This is a genomic window from Spirosoma knui, from assembly GCF_054780635.1.
The window spans coordinates 931,996-952,104 of sequence record NZ_BAAGVY010000001.1 but is presented as its reverse complement, the minus strand read 5'-3'; the positions used below and the strand labels follow the sequence as shown (position 1 = coordinate 952,104).

General features: G+C 51.2%; 17 protein-coding genes. 1 reads left to right on the top strand and 16 read right to left on the bottom strand.

What is annotated here, in order from left to right; genetic code table 11:
* Positions 1 to 28 precede the first annotated feature (28 nt).
* From ACYVIY_RS03865 to ACYVIY_RS03795, 15 genes are all read right to left on the bottom strand, one after another.
* Entirely contained in the window at positions 29 to 1,393 is a 1,365-nt protein-coding gene (locus tag ACYVIY_RS03865) for a lactate utilization protein B (protein ID WP_460974954.1), read from the bottom strand.
* Between the two features lie 20 nt (positions 1,394 to 1,413).
* Complete coding sequence (locus ACYVIY_RS03860) at positions 1,414 to 1,560, bottom strand: hypothetical protein (RefSeq protein ID WP_460974953.1); 147 nt, start codon at positions 1,558 to 1,560, stop codon at positions 1,414 to 1,416.
* Complete coding sequence (locus ACYVIY_RS03855; RefSeq protein WP_460975147.1) at positions 1,541 to 1,915, bottom strand: zeta toxin family protein; 375 nt, start codon at positions 1,913 to 1,915, stop codon at positions 1,541 to 1,543. The genes ACYVIY_RS03860 and ACYVIY_RS03855 overlap by 20 nt, the downstream gene beginning before the upstream one ends.
* A gap of 209 nt (positions 1,916 to 2,124) precedes the next feature.
* On the bottom strand, positions 2,125 to 2,865 hold the full coding sequence (locus ACYVIY_RS03850) for a (Fe-S)-binding protein (RefSeq protein ID WP_460974952.1): 741 nt from the start codon (positions 2,863 to 2,865) through the stop codon (positions 2,125 to 2,127).
* A gap of 95 nt (positions 2,866 to 2,960) precedes the next feature.
* The gene (locus ACYVIY_RS03845; RefSeq protein WP_460974951.1) at positions 2,961 to 3,287 is read right to left on the bottom strand and encodes an L-rhamnose mutarotase; all 327 of its coding nucleotides are present in this window, start codon (positions 3,285 to 3,287) and stop codon (positions 2,961 to 2,963) included.
* Positions 3,288 to 3,289: 2 nt separating this feature from the next.
* Positions 3,290 to 4,684, bottom strand: coding sequence for an L-fucose:H+ symporter permease (gene fucP / locus ACYVIY_RS03840; RefSeq protein ID WP_460974950.1), 1,395 nt, complete (start codon positions 4,682 to 4,684; stop codon positions 3,290 to 3,292).
* 75 nt (positions 4,685 to 4,759) lie between these two features.
* Positions 4,760 to 5,545 (bottom strand): L-fucose dehydrogenase, encoded by a 786-nt coding sequence (locus ACYVIY_RS03835; protein WP_460974949.1) that lies wholly within the window; start codon positions 5,543 to 5,545, stop codon positions 4,760 to 4,762.
* Positions 5,546 to 5,662: 117 nt separating this feature from the next.
* On the bottom strand, positions 5,663 to 6,643 hold the full coding sequence (locus tag ACYVIY_RS03830; protein ID WP_460974948.1) for a type I phosphomannose isomerase catalytic subunit: 981 nt from the start codon (positions 6,641 to 6,643) through the stop codon (positions 5,663 to 5,665).
* A 176-nt stretch (positions 6,644 to 6,819) separates the two neighbouring features.
* Positions 6,820 to 7,011 carry a hypothetical protein gene (locus tag ACYVIY_RS03825; protein ID WP_460974947.1) on the bottom strand — a complete coding sequence of 64 codons (192 nt, stop codon included), beginning with the start codon at positions 7,009 to 7,011 and terminating at the stop codon, positions 6,820 to 6,822.
* The gene (locus ACYVIY_RS03820) at positions 7,008 to 8,216 is read right to left on the bottom strand and encodes a PepSY-associated TM helix domain-containing protein (protein WP_460974946.1); all 1,209 of its coding nucleotides are present in this window, start codon (positions 8,214 to 8,216) and stop codon (positions 7,008 to 7,010) included. Before ACYVIY_RS03820 ends, ACYVIY_RS03825 begins: the two co-directional genes overlap by 4 nt.
* 70 nt (positions 8,217 to 8,286) lie before the next feature.
* Positions 8,287 to 10,743, bottom strand: coding sequence for a TonB-dependent receptor domain-containing protein (locus ACYVIY_RS03815; protein WP_460974945.1), 2,457 nt, complete (start codon positions 10,741 to 10,743; stop codon positions 8,287 to 8,289).
* 248 nt (positions 10,744 to 10,991) lie between these two features.
* On the bottom strand, positions 10,992 to 12,359 hold the full coding sequence (locus tag ACYVIY_RS03810) for an alpha-L-fucosidase (RefSeq protein ID WP_460974944.1): 1,368 nt from the start codon (positions 12,357 to 12,359) through the stop codon (positions 10,992 to 10,994).
* Between the two features lie 74 nt (positions 12,360 to 12,433).
* Positions 12,434 to 14,503, bottom strand: coding sequence for an outer membrane protein assembly factor BamB family protein (locus ACYVIY_RS03805; RefSeq protein ID WP_460975146.1), 2,070 nt, complete (start codon positions 14,501 to 14,503; stop codon positions 12,434 to 12,436).
* A 164-nt stretch (positions 14,504 to 14,667) separates the two neighbouring features.
* Entirely contained in the window at positions 14,668 to 15,516 is an 849-nt protein-coding gene (locus ACYVIY_RS03800; protein WP_460974943.1) for a sialate O-acetylesterase, read from the bottom strand.
* A 222-nt stretch (positions 15,517 to 15,738) separates the two neighbouring features.
* Positions 15,739 to 17,589, bottom strand: coding sequence for a glycoside hydrolase family 2 protein (locus ACYVIY_RS03795; RefSeq protein ID WP_460974942.1), 1,851 nt, complete (start codon positions 17,587 to 17,589; stop codon positions 15,739 to 15,741).
* Positions 17,590 to 17,734: 145 nt separating this feature from the next.
* Here ACYVIY_RS03795 and ACYVIY_RS03790 point away from each other — a divergent pair, with 145 nt between their 5' ends.
* Positions 17,735 to 18,850 (top strand): carboxylate-amine ligase, encoded by a 1,116-nt coding sequence (locus tag ACYVIY_RS03790; protein WP_460974941.1) that lies wholly within the window; start codon positions 17,735 to 17,737, stop codon positions 18,848 to 18,850.
* 89 nt (positions 18,851 to 18,939) lie between these two features.
* Here the strand turns inward: ACYVIY_RS03790 and ACYVIY_RS03785 are convergent, their stop codons facing one another.
* The gene (locus ACYVIY_RS03785; protein ID WP_460974940.1) at positions 18,940 to 20,025 is read right to left on the bottom strand and encodes a M20 family metallo-hydrolase; all 1,086 of its coding nucleotides are present in this window, start codon (positions 20,023 to 20,025) and stop codon (positions 18,940 to 18,942) included.
* Positions 20,026 to 20,109 lie beyond the last annotated feature (84 nt).

The window sequence follows — 20,109 nt, the reverse complement described above, 5'->3', positions numbered from 1 at the left end:
GCTTGCGACAGGCGTTTCCATCTTTTATCTATTTCGCATTGGCTGCGTACCACTCTCTAAAACTCTGCTTAGGCGGTTCGGGGAGCTCACGAGCAATGGCCCACGGATTAATGGCTCCGGCATGGCTAATGGCATGTGGTGTATTGGCCAGTACCTTCCGCGCTATGCGTCCAAGCCGGGCATATACTTTCGGACGGGCCAGCACTTTAGCCAGCGCTTTCATACCCAACCGTTTACCAGCGGGCATGGCATGCTCCTGCCCGATGATTTGCCGCCATTTGTAAAGCTGAACGTGAATATCGATCTTAACTGGACATACATCGGAACAGGACCCGCAGAGCGTACTGGCGAAAGGTAGCGAGCTGTGTTTTTTCAGATCGACATTAGGCGACAGAATCGCCCCAATTGGGCCAGGTACGGTGAAATCATAACTATGCCCACCACTCCGCCGATACACCGGACAGGTATTCATGCACGCCCCACAACGAATACACTTCAGTGAGTTGCGAAAATCGGGACGACCCAACTGATCAATCCGGCCATTATCCACAATAACGATATGCAGCTCCTGACCGGGTCGGGGCTTATGAAAATGACTGGTATAGGTCGTCGACAACTGGCCCGTCGCCGAGCGAGCCAGCAGTCGGGTAAAGACCCCCAAGTGTTCGAACTTGGGGATAATTTTCTCGATACCCATACATCCAATATGCACCGGCGCTAACGTAACGCCCAGATCAGCGTTCCCCTCGTTGGTACACACCACAAAGCCGCCGGTTTCGGCAATGGCGAAGTTTACACCTGATATGGCAATATCGGCAGCGACAAACTTTTCGCGCAGGTGCTGGCGGGCGGTTTCGGTTAGCCGTTGCGGGTCGCTTTCTCCTTCGGGTGTGCCGAGGTGCTCGTGAAATATCCGTCCGACGTCCTCTTTCTTGAGGTGAATCGCCGGTAGCACAATGTGACTTGGCGGCTCATGGTTGAACTGAATGATCCGTTCGCCCAAATCGGTGTCAACGACTTCAATGCCGTTCTTCTCCAAAAATGGATTCAGGTGACATTCCTCCGTGAGCATCGACTTGCTCTTGACAATACGTTGCGCTTTATGCTTTCGAAGGATGTCTAAAACGATCTGGTTGTGCTCACGCGCATCGGCAGCCCAGTGGACCTGAACGCCATTTGCCTGCGCATTCCGTTCAAATTCCTCTAAATATTCATCCAGTCGACTAAGCGCATGGTTCTTGATCTGCGATGCCAGCTCACGGAGTTGCTCCCATTCAGGCAGCTTGTAGGCCATTCGGTCGCGTTTCTGACGGACAAACCATAAGGTTTGGTCGTGCCAGGTTGTCCGATCAGCATCGGCAGTAAATACTTCGGCGGCTTCAGGATGTGTCATAACTTAGAGATCACGGGCTTTCACACGAACAGGTTTACCATCTTTATCGGCAATGACAATACGTCGTCATCGCGCTTTGCCTTTTCTACTAATTTTTGCACAGCACGACGAATGCCTGTCAATACTTCCTCATGGCTCGGGATCGGGCTAGCTACGACTGTTTTCATGGCTTAAAATGATTCTCCAAATCTCTTTATCTAACACCTCGGATTCAAGATACATTCCGCCCGATGCTACCAGTTCGGCTGTTATCCCGGCGTTATTGAAAATAGCGAAGTAATTGCAAACAGGTATATAACGCTTCACCAAATTTTCGACGCTCCGTCTGTACCGGCGCTCAATCACATCAGACGGAATATTATGTCCTCCCTGCAAAACACGTTTAGCCACCCGGTCTATAGCTATCTCCGCTGATGATAAATAGACGAAGAGAAGTGTAACCGTATAGCCAAACTCATGAGCACGTCTATTAGTTGAAACGTAAGACCGAGTAGATAAAGTTGTCTCAAAAGCGAAATCAATACGTTTATCTAGTAACTAATCTATCCGCTGTAACATAATCCGACCGGCCTCAAAGGCAACCGAATCTGGACTAAAAGGTGACAATCCTCGTGCTATCTCATCTGCATTTACAAATTCAACTACATTAAGTACTTCTGGCAGTAATGTGTAAGCAGCCGTAGTCTTTTCTTCTCTGTTTGGCCCAGCGAGAATGTACAGGTCGGGCATGTTTACAGATTTGCACCGATTAAAATTTCTGATACGTGCATAACACGCACCGGCAGTTTCCTCCGGCGGACAATGCCCTCTAAATGCATCAGGCAGGAGACATCGCCCCCCGTAATGACCTGAGCCCCATTTTTAACGTGATCATCAACCCGGTCCTGCCCCATGCGCGCGGATACGGCCGCTTCGGATACGCAGAAAGCGCCACCGAAGCCGCAGCATTCGTCGTACCGATCCAGCTCAATCAACTCCAGCCCCCGAACCTGCTTCAACAGACGGCTGATGTGACCATCCCGAACGGGTGTCAGTTCAGAATCAGTAGCTAACCGCAAACCACGCTGTCCATGACAACTCTGGTGCAGCCCAACCCGATACGGAAACTCAGTGTCAAGGCTTGTCACGCCTAATACGTCGGTCAGAAATTGCACCAGCTCGAACGTACGTTCGCGAACATGCTTTACTGCCGGTGTTTGATCGATGATATTGAAGTGCTTCCGAACGTGGTACACGCAACTCGCCGACGGCGCAACGATATAGTCGTAGTCGGCGAACGTGCGAACGTAGTTCTGATAGACCGGAATGGATTCCGCTTCGCAACCCGCGTTCGCCATCGGTTGGCCGCAACAGGTCTGCTGCATTGGAAATGAAACCTGGACACCTGCCTTTTCGAGGAGTCGCAGGCTGGCAATACCAACTTGCGGATAAAACTGGTCAACGTAGCAAGGAACAAATAAGGCAACGTTCATAAGTAAGAGGAACCTCTTCCGAGGCCAGCCAAGATAGGTGCTAAAGTGCGTCTCTTCTGGTAGTAGACCATCCTAGTGCTACCTATAATAACGGTCTATAGCTGAAATATTTTTTTCATCAACGACCACTTTTCGCCTGGCTTCGCCACCGGCAACGCCTGTTGATACTGCCACATGAGGTTCTCCCATCGCTGCACAATCGGATTAGCCGCGTCCGCAGCGTCCTTTTGCGCAAACGAAAACGTATCATCCGTATCCATAATCATGAACAACCGATTACTGATGCGGTAGATCTCCATATTCGTGATACCCGACTCACGGATACTCGCTTCGATTTCAGGCCAGATTCGTTCGTGATGCTGTTCGTATGCAGCAATCAGTGCCGGATCGTCTTTTAGGTCAAGGGCAAAACAGTATCGCATAGTTAAGGGGCCACTTCAGCGGGTGCATTTGCTCCGTACAGATCGTCGGCCTTGATCTGATACCCTTGCAGGGCATAAAACACGATGTATGCGAAGCACACTAGCGGTACGATCAGGGCGTATGTGGCACTTTTTGCGAATAAAGCACCCGCCACCAACGGCATCAGCGCACCACCGACAATACTCATGATCACCAGCGAAGACGCCATTTTCGATTCTACGCCTAATCCTTTCGTCGCCAAAGCAAAAATGGTTGGGAACTGGATGGAGTGGAAGAAGTACGTGAAGCTGAGCGCAATAACGGCGGTTAAGCCACCTACCAACATCGCAATGATCACCATAGCAACGGCTCCTCCTGCGTAAATAGCCAGCACCATGTTCGGACGAATACGGGTCATCAGCGCCGTACCGACGAAACGGCCCAGCATGAACAAGACTAAGGCGAACGATGCGTGAAAACCGGCAATCTGCGTCGGAGACAGGTCGGTAGGCGAACCCGTCAGCGAGTTAATAATATTCATGTAGCCTTCGGCCAGCGCCCAGTGCCCATCGCGGGAGAAGTCAAGCTTAAGGTCAACAAAGTAGCCCCAAAGAGTAGCTTGTGCGCCTACATTCGCGAATTGCGCAATAACGCCTAAGGCCAGATGCCGATGACGTAACACGCTTATAATTGAGACCTTTCCTGCACTCTGCTCTTCTTCGGCCCCAACTTCGGGCATTTTAGTGAAGGCAAACAGTAAAGTCACCAACGCGATGATGATACCAATGACCAGATAAGGCCCCTGCACCGACAGTGCTTCCTCGACACGAATGGTTTCGGCCTGCGCCGGTGCCATTGCCGACAGCATTTCGGGCGTGTATTCGGTTTCCGAGAAGATAAACAAGGCACCAATGATGGGCCCGAGAATGATGCTGATTCCGTTGAACGACTGCGAAAAGTTCAACCGCCATTCCGATTTGTCGGGGTCACCCAGTACCGTTACGTAGAGGTTAGCGGCTGTTTCCAGGAAGGCAATGCCGCAGGCCATCGTGAAAAGGGCCAGCAGAAAGAAGCTATACACCCGTACCTCGGCCGCCGGATAGAACAAAAAGGCACCGCCCCCGTAGAGCAACAAGCCGAACAGAATGCCGCGTTTATAGCCAAATTTTCGCATTACGTATCCGGCAGGCAGGGCCATGAAGAAATAACCGAGATAAAAGGCAAAGTCGACGATACCCGCCTGGAATCGGTTCAGGTCCAGCGCAATCTGAAATTGCTTGATTAGTGAGCCGTTCAGGCTATTGGCCAGTCCCCACAAGAAGAATAGGCTGGTAACCAGGGCGAAGGCAATACCATAATTGCCCGAAGCCTGACCATTTTTGATTTTAACGTTTTCGGGAGCGGGTCCGAGAGCCATTAATTCGTTTCTTTTAGGTTTAGGAAGTTTGATTTATGCGTATGTCAGAATGGCAAAGAAGGACAAATAAACAAATTAATCCGTGATTGCGCGGTCAAGGTGCGTGTAGCCACCATCAACATGAATCAACTGACCGGTGGTGTGGCTTGACCGGTCCGAAAGTAGAAAAACGACCGCATTAGCAATCTCTTCGGCTGTGGTCATCCGCTGCTCCAACGGAATTTTTGAGACAATTTGCTGTAGTTTCTTATCAGGTTCAGGCAAGGTTTTAATCCAACTGGCGTAGAGTGGGGTCCAGCATTCGGCCACGATCACGCAGTTAACCCGAATCCCGTAGGGCAACAGCTCGACAGCCCACTCACGGGTCAGCGCGTTACGTCCGCCGTTAGCGGCCGCATAAGCCGACGTATTACCCTGCCCTGTTTCGGCTACCTTCGAGCCAATGTTGACAATGGCCCCTTTTGACTGCTTCAACGCTGGAAGCGCATGGTGGGCCATGAGGTAGTAATGCACCAGGTTTTTGTGTAGCGACGCTATAAAGCCATCATACGAACCATGTTCGAGCCCAACGCCATCGTTAACGCCTGCGTTGTTCACCAACCCGTCGATACGTCCGAACTTGGCCAGCGTTTCTTCGACCGCCCGTTGACACTCTTCGGGTCGGGTTAGTTCGGCAACAAATTGATGAGCACGGCCACCACTGGCCTCAATCGCTTCTACAGTTTGTCGATTGTCGTTTTCGTTCCGACCTATTATTACCGGGATGGCCCCCTCAGCGGCTAAAGTTGTGGAAATACCTTCGCCAATCCCTTTGGCCCCGCCCGTAACGAGAATTAGTTTATCCTGTAAGTTTAAATTCATGATGCAACTCGCTTAAACGTATCTGCTCACTTTTCAAAAAAAGAGCGGTGACGGAAGAAGAAAGACAGTTAATCGCCTATTCTCCTTTTGCCACCGCTTGTTTATACGTAAAATCAATTAGGGAACGTAGGTTTCCAGCACGGTCATATCGCCGTCGGGCACAAGCGTTACGTTATCGACGGAAGCCGGAATTAAGGCGCACTGGCCCATTTTAAGCGGTACCTCGTAGCCACCTGGCGCTTTAATGGTCAAGGCTCCGGCTACACAAATCAGCACAACGAACGAATCGATGTGGGTGTAGTCGTGTTCAACTTCCTGATTGAAATTCAATACGTTCGTTACGAAGTAGTCGCAGGCAACGGCGTTTACACTTTCGTTCACCTTTTTCTCGTACTGCGTTTTATACTGATCGTAATGATGATAATCAATAGCATCGACAGCTAACTCGGTATGCAGTTCGCGTTTTTGGCCGGTTGTCGCATCGACACGGTCGAAGTCGTAAATGCGGTACGTCGTGTCGGAGGTTTGCTGAATTTCGGCGAGTAATAACCCTTTTCCGATGTAATGCACCCGGCCCGCGGGCAGGAAAAATACGTCGCCCGGACCAGCCTGCTCAATGTTCAGAATATCCTGAATCGTATTATCGGCAACGGCCTTAACGTACTCGTCTTTGGTGACTTCGCGGTTGAATCCGGAATTAAGCGTTGCGCCTTCATCCGCCTGCATGATGTACCACATTTCGGTCTTGCCGAAACCACTCTGCCGCTTTTTAGCCAACTCATCGTTGGGGTGAACCTGAATAGACAGGTCGTCGTTGGCGTCGATGAATTTTATCAGTAGCGGAAAGCGATCCCCGTATTTCTCGTAGACGTGTTCGCCGACCAGTTCACCTTTGTATTGCTGGACTAACTCATGCAGCGACTTACCCTGTAAGCCTCCCTCTTTCACAACCGAGACGTTCCCTTCAACGTCGGAAACTTCCCAGGTTTCGCCACAATTTGGCAGGGGCGAAAAGTCTTTACCTAATACAGTGTTGATTTTTTGACCACCCCAGATTTTGTCTTTAAAGATAGGCTCGAACGTAAGCGGATATAGCATAGCGAATTATTGAGTCATTGGTTGTTCCTCAATCAACCGCAAAGTAACGCATTTGTTGCTCCACTTGAACGCACCGTAATCAGGAGGGTAGGCCAAAATTCAGGCTGCTGGTATTAGCGAAAATTGCTGACGCAACCCCGGACGGCGTCAGCAATTTTATCCTTAACCTAAAAAACTTATACCCGTTTTCGTTTGCTTTGCTGAGGTTTGATGACAAACCGTCCAATCACAACGAGTGGAATACCGAGGGTAAGCCAGGAAAGGCCATCCCAGAGATTATCGCCCACCAGAGCAGCAATCAGACCGATCAGGCTCAGCGCCGTCAGCAGCAAAGGAATGGTCCAGACATGCCAGAAATCGCTTTTCATTGTGCTTCTCCTTTCTGCAAGCTAAGGGTTAAAATTTCGGCTTCTTCCAGTTGTAGGCTCGCCTGTTTCTGCTCAACGGCTGTCATACGAGCCATGTGAGCTTTGGTGGCTTTATTGCGCGCAAACCACAGATACAGACCACTGACCAATACCACAATGGTTACGATATCGAACAACGCCCAGATGATCTTTAGAGGCAGTCCGCCATAGTCGCCAAAGTGAAGCGGTTGAGAAATAAACAAAGCATTGGCGTACCAGGGCATCGTTCTCATGTCGGTGAGTTTACCCGTTTTCGCATCGACCAGCGCCGGTTTAATCAGCCGTTCGGTCAATGGGGTGTTGCCTTTCATAAACACCGCGTAATGGTGCTGGCTGGAATACGGCGAACCGGGATAAGCGACAAACGACAGGCTCATGCCGGGAGCGGCCTCATACGCCACCTTCATGGCCTGATCGAGTGGGCTTAAGCGTCCAGTCAGTGGAGCTTCGTTTTTATAAGGGGCCACCATCTCAGCCAGTTGCCCCTGCTGCCAGGTGCCCACGACAACCTCAGCCAACGTATTAATAACTCCGGTTAAGCCTACCACCGTCGCCCAGGCCACCGTCACTACGCCCAATAGGTTATGCAGATCGAGCCACTTTAACCGGGTCGATTTTTCGGTACGTACCACGCCGAAGTTAAAGCGACGCATAATGGGACTATAGAGCATCAACCCCGATACAATGGCTACCACGAACAGGATACCCATCAACCCCAAAAACAGCTTACCGCCAATCCCCATAAACATATCGACGTGCAACTGAAGCATGACGTACATAAAGCCTTCCTGCACTTTAGGTTCTTCAAGTACCTTAGCGGTGCGGGTATCCAGAATGACGAGCTTATAGTTGTCTGCCGGAGCCGTTAACGAATCCGTCAGCGTGAAGGTCATGGTATTGGGCTCATGTTCGTCCTGATACGCATACCGAATGACCTTAGACGGAAATTGTTGCCGGGCCGTTTGCGCCAGCCGTTCAAGTCCTATCTGCGGGGTTCCTTCCGGCATGGGCGGAGCTAGTGACGCTTTGCCCTCCAGCTCTTCAATTTCTTCGTGGAAGATGAGCGGTAAACCAGTCAGGCACAGCATCAGCAGGAAAGCGGTGCAAATCAGGCTCGTCCATTTATGGATCTGGAACCAGGTCTTTACCTGTTTTGTGGTACTCATGGTCGCGGGGGTTACTGATAAATCTGAAAACGGCAAAGGCAGTCGACCCGAGGGGATCGACTGCGACTACTTAAAATTTGAAACTTACGCTACCGACAAAGTTTCTCAGTTTTTGCGGGTTAGCCGTCGTGTAGCCAATCCAATATCGTTGATTGGTCAGGTTATCTACTTTGGCTCCAATCCGGAACCGCTTATGGTCGTAGAAAGCCGACGCGTTCAGAATCGTGTAAGCCGGCAGCACAAATTCACCCTGGCTAATGCTGTTCAGGATTTTGTTGTCGCTGGCGTAGTTTCCGCCAAAGCCGAATCCTAATCCTTTAACGAGGTGTTGGGGTAGTCGATAACTCAACCACAGGTTCGCCAGGTACGGCGACGAAGCCGTGGTAGGTCGGCGGCCCACTACGTCGGCATCGGCACGTTCGAGTTTGGAATCGTTGTAGCTAAAACCAGCGACAACATTGAAACCAGCAAAGGGACTGGCAATCACGTCAACTTCGATGCCCTTGCTAAGCTGGGTGCCGTCCTGGGTTTGCGCAAAGCGGGCAGCCGCCAGTGGGTTCGGATCGGTCCGCAAAATGTCTTTCACCCGAATGTTATAATAGCTGATAGTAGTGGTCAGCTTTCCGTTAAACGCGTCCAGTTTAACCCCGGCTTCAAACTGATTGGCTTGTTCGAGCTTCGCATTCCGTTGCGTGATGCTGTCCGACGCCGTTACGTCGTAGGCATTGTACACCCCCCGGTTGTTGAAGCTATTCTGATAGTTGGCGAACAGAGAAACTTTATCTTTAATCGGCTGATAAACCAGACCGAACTTCGGCGAAAGAGCCGTCTGCTGGTAAGCGGCAACCGGTCCTCCTTCCGAACCACCTTTGTTGTCGTACTGGTCGATCCGAAGAGCCGCCAGTACGCTCAGTTGATCGGTGATGTTCAGGACATCCGATATATAGGCGCTGTAGACGTTTCGCTTGTTAATGATCGGATACGTAAAACCTGGTGCCCCACTGGCGTAGACCGAGTCCAACGTGGCACCACTAAACCGGCTGTAATCATAGCCAGGAACATTGAGCGGAACGATGTCTAAATTGCTGCCGAAAAACTTCTGATTGGAATTGATACGTAAGAAGTCGAGCCCGATGACGATGCGGTTTCGGAGTTGGCCAAGCTGAAAGTCTCCGTTAAAATTCTGCTGCACCTGGAATACGTTGCTCGTACTGTTATCCGTCGACTGATCAGCTCGGGCCAGGTAGTTGGCTTTGCCCGCATCGGCCGGATTGCCGGTAACCATTCCATCAGGAACCAGGTAGAAATAAGGCCCGAAGCCATTCGAAAAGCTCTTGCTGGACGTAACGTACGTTGATGACGTAAAGGTCGGCGACAGTTTGTAGTTGATCTGGCCGAATAAGTTCGTGCTTCTCGACTGCTGGGTCAGGCCGCTTCCCATGTAGGAATTGCGGTAATCCAGGTTCAGTTGGTCGGCTCGGGTAGCGCCCAGTTGAGCGGCCGGGAAGTAGAAGAAGATAATCTGCTTGCCAACGTTCGTGCTCCGGAATATCTCCGCGTCGAGCAAAATCGACAGGCGATCATTAGGTTTGTAGAGTAAGCTGGGAGCCAGCGCGAAGCTACGGTTGAAGCCCTGCGTCTGGAACGTACCTTCGTAGTTGTAGGCCGTATTCACCCGGAGCATTAGTTTCCGTGCGGGATCGATGGGTGTGTTCACGTCAACACTCACCCGGTTAAGGCTGTAGCTTCCACCGGCGTAAGTCACCTCGCCACCGAACGTTTCGTAGGGCTTCTTCGTCACGCGGTTCATCAGACCACCGTATGAGGTTAAAGCGCTACCAAACAGGGTAGCCGACGGCCCTTTGATTACTTCCAGCTTTTCGAGGTTGACGGCATCGATGCCACTGGATACATTTCCCGCTACGCCATTGCGGAGCGAGCTTTGCAGAATGAAACCACGGCTTCCGTAGAAGCTTCCTCCATCGCCTGAGCGGCCCGTTGCTTCCCACATGCGCTGAACGCCCGGCGCGTTACGAACGGCATCATCGACCGAGAACACCAACTGTTCGGTCAGCAACTCTTTACCAATGCTGTTATAAACCTGCGGATTTTCAAGGTTTTTCAGCGGCATCTTCGATACGTAGTCACTTGATGTTCGGGCGAACCGATTGGTGAGACCAGCGCTAACAATTACTTCCTGCAATTGGGCCGCGCTTTCCGATAAGACAAAGTCGAGCCTTGCGCTCTCATTGGCCGCTATGGTAATGTCTTTTTCCGTGGTTTTCAGACCGACCGCCGAAACCTGAACGGTGTATGTTCCCGCCTTAACCCGGTTGATTGTGTAATCGCCTTGGCTGTTCGAAAGAGTTCCCTGTCCTTTTCCTTTCAAACTTACAGTAACGCTTTCGGCCGGATTGCCATCGGAGGTGGTTATATTTCCCTTTATAGTAGCCAACGACTGGGCAATAGCCGGCACTGTTATAGACAACAAAAACCCGATCAAGGAGAGGTAGCGAAGTGAACTCATGGACGCTTTACTTATTTAGACTATTTTTAAACAGTGCAAAGTAAATAGACAAGTGTCAAACTACAATGCGTTATTTAAAATAAGTCTAAATAATTATACAGGGAGATAACCCATAGTATAAAGCAACGGGGCTGTTATGTACGACGTACGTAACAGCCCCGCTTGGAATAACTTTAGTGGTATGTTGTCTGGTTGATAATCAGTAAAGGGCCCAGCGTCAGCCTTCTATTTGTAATTCAAATAAGCGGCTACTGTTCTCGAGCAGATGCTTTATACACGCCGAACTCTGCCAACTGCACCTGACCGTTTGCGTTCGTTATCATTAGCCTCAGCTTATTGCTACGTACTGCGGGGAAGCGTAACAGCCGCTTATGACCTACTGTGGTAAACGACTGAAGCGGTTGCCACTCGGTGCCGTTCCAATACTCGACACGGCCGTTGGCGATGTGCTGGCCATTCGCGATGTTTTCCTGAATCACAATCCGATCGAACGTCTGCTCTGAGCCCAGATCGATGGTCAGTGGTTGCGTGGCCGCCAGGGTCGTAAACGTAGCCAGTTGTTTATCGGTCAGCTTAGGGTTACCCGAAACAAGGTTCTTCTTAAAGGTTTCATCCAGGATGCTTCTGAACTCTTTTAAACTCGCTACGTCCTGATCCGAAAATAGACCTTCCCGATTTGGCGGTACGTTAAGTAGTAATAAACTATTACGTCCGACCGATTGGTAGTAAAGATTTACCAGGTTCTGAGGTGATCGGACCTTACTATCCTCCGAAGCATGGTAAAACCAGCCTGGCCGGATCGATACGTCGGTTTCGGCAGGAACCCACTGTTTTCCGGTAGCGTCCCCGCGGTTCAGGTATTTAGGATCGGCCTTACCCGGAGCCAATCCGTCGGTATTGATCGTGGACCAGCAGGTTTCGCCTGCATTACCGGCTTCATTACCGACCCAACGCACATCCGGTCCAGCGTCGGAGAACATGACAGCGTTAGGCTGTAGTTGCCGTACGAGCGCCCAATAGCCATCGAAGTCATAGGTCATGTCTTTGGCGTTCTCGCCCTTCGCCCCATCGAACCACACTTCCGAAATAGGGCCATAGTTTGTCAACAGCTCGCGAAGCTGGCTTTTGTAATAGTCATTGTAGCTGGCCGTACCGTAGCGGGGCTCATGACGATCCCAGGGCGACAGATAAACGCCAAACTTAAGTCCGTACTCCCGGCAGGCGTCGGCAACTTCCTTCACAACATCACCCTTACCACCTTTCCAGGGACTGTTTTTAACCGAATGTTCGGTCGTTTTGGTTGGCCATAAGCAGAAACCATCGTGGTGCTTTGCCGTAATAATCGCCATTTTAAAACCCGCGTCTTTTAACGCTTTAATCCACTGACGCGTATCTAGCTTAGTCGGGTTGAAAATAGCTGGGCTTTCGGTGCCATCCCCCCACTCTTTGTCGGTAAACGTATTCACGGTGAAGTGCAAAAATGCCGTTGTTTCGAGCTGCTGCCAGTTGAGTTGACGGGTCGTAGGCTTGGGAAAATCGTTCTTCGGCTGTGCAAAAGCAAACGAGATACTTAACAGACTCGCTAGCAACAAGCCATTCATAACCTTATGTTTCATGTTGTCGGATTACGTCTAGATTGCAAAGAAGCCAATAAATTAAGTGCCCTGGGTAATCCGGAACGCCTTTTTGCTTAGGGTAACGCGAACGCTACGTACCGGTCCCCCGACTTGGTTTTGAGTTTACCACCTCCACAGGCAATGACGATGTACTGTTTGCCCTGAACCGCATAGGTGCTTGGCGAGGCATAGCCAGCGGCTGGTAACTGAGCCCGCCACAACTCTTTACCCGTCTCTGAATCGAAAGCCCGAAACAATTCATCCCGACTGGCGGCAATAAACAACAGCTTACTGGCGGTAATTAGCGGTCCACCGTAGTTATCGGTCCCTGTGGGTGGTATGCCTTTGGCGATAAGTTCCGGATACTCACCGAGTGGTACCTGCCAACGGCGCTCACCGGTGTTCAGGTCAATGGCGGTTAGCGTACCCCAGGGCGGTGTACTGACGGGATAGCCATTCGCATCGTACCAGCGATTATAACCCGTATGCTGATACGGTACAGCCGCCTGCTGTGTATTGACAACGGTCGACTCAGTGCTTTTCTGAGCAAGAAAATTAACGATGGCGGTACGTTCGGTTTCGGATAGATGAGCGAATGAGGGCATCATGCCCCGACCTTTCAACAAGATTTGGTTTACCTGCGCTGTAGACAGACGTTTATCAACAGCCACCAGCGACGGATAGGACCCATCATGATTACCGCGTCGATCAGCACCGTGGCAGGCAGCACAGCGTACGCTATACAGTTGCGCGCCGGTCATGGCAGCTCCCGTCGGCTGCTGTTCACGCTTCACCAACGATGTGTACACCGGAATTTCCTTCGATGGTACGTATAACGTGCCTTGCGGGTCAGCAGCGGCCCCTCCCCATTGCCCACCCCCATCCGTACCGGGGAAGAAAATGGTCATCTGCTCCGTAATGGGAATGTAAGCCCGACCCGTCTGAGCTTTACGCAGTACGTTCAGCAATGAATCGCGATTCGCAGCAAACGGGTTCAGATCGGTTTCGGTAAACGACTGCCGGGCGAAGTACGGTTTGACCGGAATAGGTTGTGTAGCACTCGGCTGCTCCCCGGCAACGGCCTTCCCGGAAACCGGTTGTTCGTTCACCGGAAATAAAGGCTTGCCCGTTATCCGATCGAACACAAACACGTAGCCCTGCTTCGTAATCTGGGCAACCGCGTCAATACGTCTGGATCGCCCATCAGGACCCTTCTGCACAACCGTAATTAGATTCGGTGGAGCGGGCGGGTCACGATCCCAGATGTCATGATGCACCAGTTGGTAATGCCACAGTCGTTTACCCGTGTTGGCATCCAAGGCCAGTAGACAATTGGCAAACAGGTTATTCCCTTTCCGATTGCCGCCGTAAAAATCATAAGCGGCCGAACCAGTCGGGATAAAGACAATCCCTCGCTCCCGGTCAATAGCCATACCGGCCCAGGCATTCGCTCCACCCACGTGCTGCCGCGCCGGACGTGGTAACCAGGTCTCGTAACCAAGTTCACCGGCCTGCGGAATGGTATGAAATGTCCAGACTAACTTTCCCGTACGGGTGTCGTAAGCGCGAATATCCCCTAACAAAGCCGTTTCGCTTTCGGCCACACGAGCGCCAACGATGATCAGGTTTTTGTAGACTGTATTTGGTGTATTCGACACTACGTACTCATCGGCTCCCGGACGCTCTATCCCTTTTTTAAGGTCGATACGTCCGCCCTCGCCGAATGACTCGATTGGTTTCCCGGTCAGTGCATGTAAGGCGTACAGCCATTTACCCGCTCCGAAAAAAATACGTCTATCCGTGCCATTGGCCCAATACGTAACGCCCCGGCTGGTTGTTCCACCATTGTCGGTAATTGTCGTTTTCCAACGTTCCTGTCCCGTAGCCGCATCCAGCGCAAATGCCTGTGTCCCAGCCGAAACGCCATACAGCACCCCATCGACAATAATGGGGTTGCACTGCATCTGCGTCCGATTCAGGGCCGTGTCAGCGCCACCCGACGCATACGTCCAGGCTACCCGAAGCTGGTTTACGTTTTGCGGATTGATCTGCGACAAGGCCGAATAGTGACTCCGTGCGCCGTCGCCATTGTATTCCATCCAGTTAGTATCCGGTATTGGTTTCCCCGGCCATTCGCTTGCCATCAGACAGATTACCAACACGATGACGAATAGCGAACGTAGCATGATATTATTAGCTGAGCTGAATGTTTAGGCTACTAATAATTTAAACCTGTTTAGGATTTTACCTTGAGTGTGTTTTGTCATCCCTTCTGAAATTGGGATGACAAAACGTATTTTTCAAATCGTTAGCTTTCACGTAGGCTGGCTAGTTGCCGCTCGAAATCTTCCAGAGAAAGCCTACCGCTCGCAAACTGGTTTTCTAGCAGGGTAATCTTCTCGCTTTTCAACAAAGGCCGCCTATAAATACGGTCCAACTGATCCGTTTCGTCGGCAATGGGCTCCAGTACATGCTGACGATGATGATAAGCCTGGAAATAGCGAATGCCAAATCGCCGTTGCGAAACGGCATTGAAATGAAGCTCATCGGGGTTGGCCGTTAATCCGGACGCCGTTACCAAATAGCAATTGGGCTGTGAGCGGGCGAATTCTAAAAGTGCTTGATTGAGGGCGTCAAACTCCGTAAAATACGTATCATACCGTCCCTTGGGAATGTAATGACCGAGTTCGCCTATGATGAGAGGAAGTTGAGGGCTGTTGAGTTCACGTCGAAAAGCGTCCACGAGGTTGGAAAATTTCTCATAATAGTGGCTCGATCGGTTCTGAAAGCAATCATTCTCGCCCTGATGCCACAGAATCCCCTCGATCTGGCTACTCCGCTGAGCCAACCGGGCCTGAAATACCGCATGGTCAAAAAGCGCCCCGCCAACTGCCCAGTCGTCAAGACTCGAACCACCCTCTGCAGCCGGAATAAGTCCAATATCTTCAGTATTATTTTCCACCCGCCAGGCCGCGGCAAACGAAGCCGCGAGACCAATTCCCGCAAACGGTCGATCGTAGTTAATGGGTTCGGTCATGATTTGCCAGCGCCCATTCCGTAGCATTTTTACGTGCTCATCGTAAATCGGTGGCACCTCATTCAGAAATCCACGGCCAGACATATTGGACTGCCCAACTAACAAGAAGGAATGCACCATGCTTTTTAAGAAATCTTTCCGAACGTTCGCTTACTACCTAAAAGCGACCGATTGCATATTCAATGACAAATTGGAAACGGCCTCACGAACTAATTTAACATACGCTACGGGGAAACGATAAAACAAATCTCTAACTACCAGCATTTTGCTGCCGCTTGGCCACAGACGAGGCCAAGCGGCATCCTCTTATAATCTGCGTTATCTTAAATTCTTTATCAAAACTTACTTCAAGCTCACCAGCGACGGATTATACAACTTCGAGTGTGCTTGTTTGAGTTGAGCTTCGGGCATTTTCACCACCTTCCGGTCATAGGTCATTAGCCCATTCGTTTCCACTTCAACATCAGTTGTCTGGGTGTATACAGCTGCCGATAAACCGCGCTTTATAAGATCCTCGAAGCGATCCATGAATGTCATGTAGCGGGTGGTCATTTCTTCGGCACTCTTAAAGGTTTGGTATCCCCAGTTGTTCTTCGACTGCCAGGTATGCCCTTCCAATGGCAAACCAAGTCCGCCGAACTCGCCCAAAACAATTACCTGCTTCTGACCAAAATAGGCAGGATCAGGCATGGCGGGTGCGGGATAATTGTGTAAATCCAGGATGTGGCCGACCGGATAAAAGTTACCACCGCTGGCGCTGTTCACTAGCCGCGACGGATCGTATTCCATCGTCCACTTCGTAATTTCTTCGGTCTTGAACTGGCCCCAGGCCTCATTGAAGGGCACCCACATCACGATCGATGGAAAGTTGTGGTTGGCGTCCATAATGGCTTTCCACTCCGTCCGGTACGTCTGCTCTGATTCAGGTGTACGGTTTCGTTCGGTCGCTTTGCCAATGATGCCGGGCCGTTGCTCCCACTCGTTACCCATGTCACCACTGGGCATATCCTGCCAGACCAGCATACCCAGCTTATCGCAGTAGTTATACCAGCGTGCCGGCTCAACCTTTACGTGCTTCCGGATCATATTGAAACCCATTGCTTTGGTCTTCTCAATATCGAAACGAAGGGCTTCGTCGGTTGGCGCGGTGTACAAACCGTCGGGCCACCACCCCTGGTCGAGCGGCCCGTACTGGAACACAAAGCGGTTATTCAATAGCATCCGGAGCACACCATTATTGTCAGGGGCAACCGAAATCTTCCGCATGGCAAAGTAGCTTTTCGCTTCGTCGACGACCTTGCCATTGCGAACAACGGCTACGTTCAGGTCGTACAGGAACGGGCTCTCCGGCGACCATAATTTCGGCTCGTTTAGGGTCAACACCGCATCCTGCCCACTATTCACTTCCTGTTCGGCTACTTTCTGACCATCGGCAAAAGCCGTAATCCGTACCCGGTCGGTGGCTTGTAGGTTGCTTACCGTCGGCTTTACGGTTACTGTTTTCTTGTCAATATCCGGCGTCTGTTTAGTCGATGCGATATAAGTTTTTGGTACGGCTTCCAGCCAAACGGTTTGCCAGATACCCGTTACGGGCGTATACCAGATGCTTTGTGGACGCTTCAGCTGCTTACCGCGTGGCTGTGGCCCGTCGCTGGTTGGGTCCCAAACGCGCACCGTTACGTCCTGCTGCGCTCCTTTTTTAAGAAGTGTCGTAATGTCGAACGAAAATGGGTCGTAGCCCCCCTGGTGCGACCCGGCTTTCTGGCCGTTTACGTACACGTCACACTGCCAGTCTACGGCTCCAAAGTGCAGCAGCACATTCTGTCCCTTAAATTTGGCAGGAATCGCAACGGTACGTTTATACCACAAAATGCTGTCTTTCCCCACCGTTTTACCGACACCCGACAAGGCCGATTCAACCGCATAAGGAACCAGAATTTTGCCGTTGAATGTCGCAGGTGCATTATCCGAAGCCGCCTTTGGTAGGAGCGCGTAGTCCCACAGCCCGTTCATGTTAAGCCAGTTACCTCGCACAAGTTGTGGTCGTGGATAGTCGGGCAGAACATTAGCCGGGTCTACTTTGTCGGCCCAGGGCGACATAATTTTACCCTGAACTGGTTGCCAGCTCGTTGACTGCGCCTGGGCCAGGTAGTTTATCAGAAATACAGTGAGAAGCAGAAAGGACTTTTTCATAAATAAGATTCAATCAGTAGACAGAGTACAATGCATAAAGCAGTTCGACCGCATTTTCTTATCGGCTCCCCTTTATTTCAATCAGTCTTTTGATCGCCAAAACAAATCAAGCGTCTGATTGGTAACGTATTAAACGAACCATTCTGTGGCTACCAAATCTGAAGAGTTTACTATTGGGGTTGAAGAAGAATATCAGATCATTCACCCTGACACCCGTGAGTTACGTTCCCGCGTACAAGCCATTCTGCCTAAGGCGCAGGCCACGCTGGGCGATCAGGTGACGCCCGAACTGTACCGGTCGCAGATCGAGATTGGTACGTCTATCTGCCATACGGTCAGCGACGTGCGCCAGGAGCTAACGCATTTACGTCGGCACGTGATTGAAGCCGCCGAGAAAGAAGGGAGCCGTATCGTTGCCGCCGGAACTCACCCGTTTTCGCATTGGGAAAATCAAAAAATAACGGCGAAGAAGCGCTACGAACAGCTCGCGACAAGTTACCAGCAGCTAGCCCGGGAGCAGCTTATTTTTGGCTGCCATGTGCACGTCGGCATTCCGAATCGGGAAATGGCGATTCAGGTCATGAACCGCTCGCGCCCCTGGCTGGCTTCGTTACTGGCCTTAGCCTCCAACTCACCCTTCTGGCTCGGCGTCGATACCGGTTACGCCAGCTTTCGAACCGAACTCTGGGGCCGCTGGCCAACGACCGGTGTGCCGCAGGTATTTGAATCATGGTCGGAGTACGAACGCGTAGTGGGCGAACTAATCGCGACTGGTATAATTGATGAAGCGTCCAAGATTTACTGGGACATTCGCCCCTCGTCGCATTACAATACGTTGGAGTTCCGGGTATCTGACGTATGCCTGACGGTCGATGAGGCCGTTCTTCTTGCCGGTTTGATACGCGCATTGGCCCGCACTTGTGCTGACGAAGCCGAACGATTCGTGGAAATTCGTCACGTTCGACCGGAGATTTTACGGGCAGCTCACTGGCAGGCGGCCCGGTTCGGCCTTGAGCAAAACCTGATTGATACGTCGTCCAGTCAGGCCATTCCGGCCCGGGCTATGATTGATAAGTTGCTGGCCTATGTACGACCGGCCCTGGAGGAATATGGCGAGTGGGATGAAGTTTCGGCGCTCGTCAGAGCTCTATTTAAACGCGGTAACGGAGCTACCCGGCAGCGTAAGGAATATGCCAAGCGCGAAAGCCTCGAAGACGTTGTTGACTTTATGATTGCTGAAACAGCCAAAGACAACGGCTAAGCTATGCATACATAACTTCTTTTTGTCATCCCGAGGCATGACAAAAAGAAGTTATCCAACACTCACGTTAAACCAGCCCCTCAATCAGTTCAGACGACTTGTTCGATCATACGGATGTAGCCGCCGATGCCTTCCTCAATTTCGCGGAGGTAGATAAATTCATCGGCTGAGTGAGAGCGCCCCGAATGGCCCGGTCCGCATTTTAACGACGGACAGTTCAGCACGGCTTGGTCAGACGTGGTTGGTGAGCCGTAGGTATGACGCCCTAACGCAATACCCGCCTGCACAATCGGGTGATCGGCCGGAATACTCGATGGCTTCAACCGGATCGAGCGGGGCTTCACTTCGGACTGGATATTAGTTCGTATGGTTTCAATCACTTCTTCGAGCGTGTACTGCTCCGTCACGCGCACATCGATGGTGAACGTACAGGTGTCGGGTACTACGTTGTGCTGCGTGCCGGCATTGATGATTGTCACCGATAACTTCACTGGTCCCAGCGTTGGTGACACCTTCGGAAATTGATACGTCGTTAGCCAGTTGATATCCTGAATAGCTTTATAAATCGCGTTGTCGCCTTCGTGACGGGCGGCATGCCCACTGACGCCATGCGCCGTACAATCCAGAACGAGTAACCCTTTTTCGGCAATGGCTAATTGCATTTCGGTGGGTTCGCCAACAATCGCAAAACTGATGGCGGGCAATTCGGGTAAGAGTAGCTCCAGTCCGTCGCGGCCGGAGATTTCCTCTTCGGCGGTGGCTGCCATCACGAGATTATAGGCCATATCGGGCCGGTCGTGGAAGTAAGCGAAAGTGGCCAGCAGCGACACCAGACATCCACCCGCATCGTTACTGCCCAGGCCAAACAACTTATCGTCGCGCTCAAGGGGTTCAAACGGATCGAGCGTCCAGGATTTGTTGGGCTTAACCGTATCGTGGTGTGAGTTTAACAGCAGCGTTGGCTTCGCTGGGTCGAAATGGCGGTTTTTAGCCCAGACATTATTCTTAAGCCGTTGATACGGTATCTTTTTATTCTGAAAAAATTCTTCAAGTAAAGCGGCTGTTTTGTCTTCCTCCCGGCTAAATGAGGGAATTGCAATTAGTTGCTTTAGCAAGGCTAGCGCGTCCATGGACAAGCTGGTTTGTTGAGAAGTGACATCCGTTAATTGAGGCATAAAAAGAGATGTTGGCCGCTCAAAGATACAACCAACCTGCGGAATAGCGGGAGTACGACTAGTGGTTGTCTACGAAAGCAATAT

What these genes read in the sequence shown, in the direction of transcription:
- ACYVIY_RS03865 (WP_460974954.1), bottom strand. Translation starts at nt 1,393, where the DNA reads ATGACACATCCTGAAGCCGCCGAAGTATTTACTGCCGATGCTGATCGG.
- ACYVIY_RS03860 (WP_460974953.1), bottom strand. Translation starts at nt 1,560, where the DNA reads ATGAAAACAGTCGTAGCTAGCCCGATCCCGAGCCATGAGGAAGTATTG.
- ACYVIY_RS03850 (WP_460974952.1), bottom strand. Translation starts at nt 2,865, where the DNA reads ATGAACGTTGCCTTATTTGTTCCTTGCTACGTTGACCAGTTTTATCCG.
- ACYVIY_RS03845 (WP_460974951.1), bottom strand. Translation starts at nt 3,287, where the DNA reads ATGCGATACTGTTTTGCCCTTGACCTAAAAGACGATCCGGCACTGATT.
- fucP (WP_460974950.1), bottom strand. Translation starts at nt 4,684, where the DNA reads ATGGCTCTCGGACCCGCTCCCGAAAACGTTAAAATCAAAAATGGTCAG.
- ACYVIY_RS03835 (WP_460974949.1), bottom strand. Translation starts at nt 5,545, where the DNA reads ATGAATTTAAACTTACAGGATAAACTAATTCTCGTTACGGGCGGGGCC.
- ACYVIY_RS03830 (WP_460974948.1), bottom strand. Translation starts at nt 6,643, where the DNA reads ATGCTATATCCGCTTACGTTCGAGCCTATCTTTAAAGACAAAATCTGG.
- ACYVIY_RS03825 (WP_460974947.1), bottom strand. Translation starts at nt 7,011, where the DNA reads ATGAAAAGCGATTTCTGGCATGTCTGGACCATTCCTTTGCTGCTGACG.
- ACYVIY_RS03820 (WP_460974946.1), bottom strand. Translation starts at nt 8,216, where the DNA reads ATGAGTACCACAAAACAGGTAAAGACCTGGTTCCAGATCCATAAATGG.
- ACYVIY_RS03815 (WP_460974945.1), bottom strand. Translation starts at nt 10,743, where the DNA reads ATGAGTTCACTTCGCTACCTCTCCTTGATCGGGTTTTTGTTGTCTATA.
- ACYVIY_RS03810 (WP_460974944.1), bottom strand. Translation starts at nt 12,359, where the DNA reads ATGAAACATAAGGTTATGAATGGCTTGTTGCTAGCGAGTCTGTTAAGT.
- ACYVIY_RS03805 (WP_460975146.1), bottom strand. Translation starts at nt 14,503, where the DNA reads ATGGCAAGCGAATGGCCGGGGAAACCAATACCGGATACTAACTGGATG.
- ACYVIY_RS03800 (WP_460974943.1), bottom strand. Translation starts at nt 15,516, where the DNA reads ATGGTGCATTCCTTCTTGTTAGTTGGGCAGTCCAATATGTCTGGCCGT.
- ACYVIY_RS03795 (WP_460974942.1), bottom strand. Translation starts at nt 17,589, where the DNA reads ATGAAAAAGTCCTTTCTGCTTCTCACTGTATTTCTGATAAACTACCTG.
- ACYVIY_RS03785 (WP_460974940.1), bottom strand. Translation starts at nt 20,025, where the DNA reads ATGCCTCAATTAACGGATGTCACTTCTCAACAAACCAGCTTGTCCATG.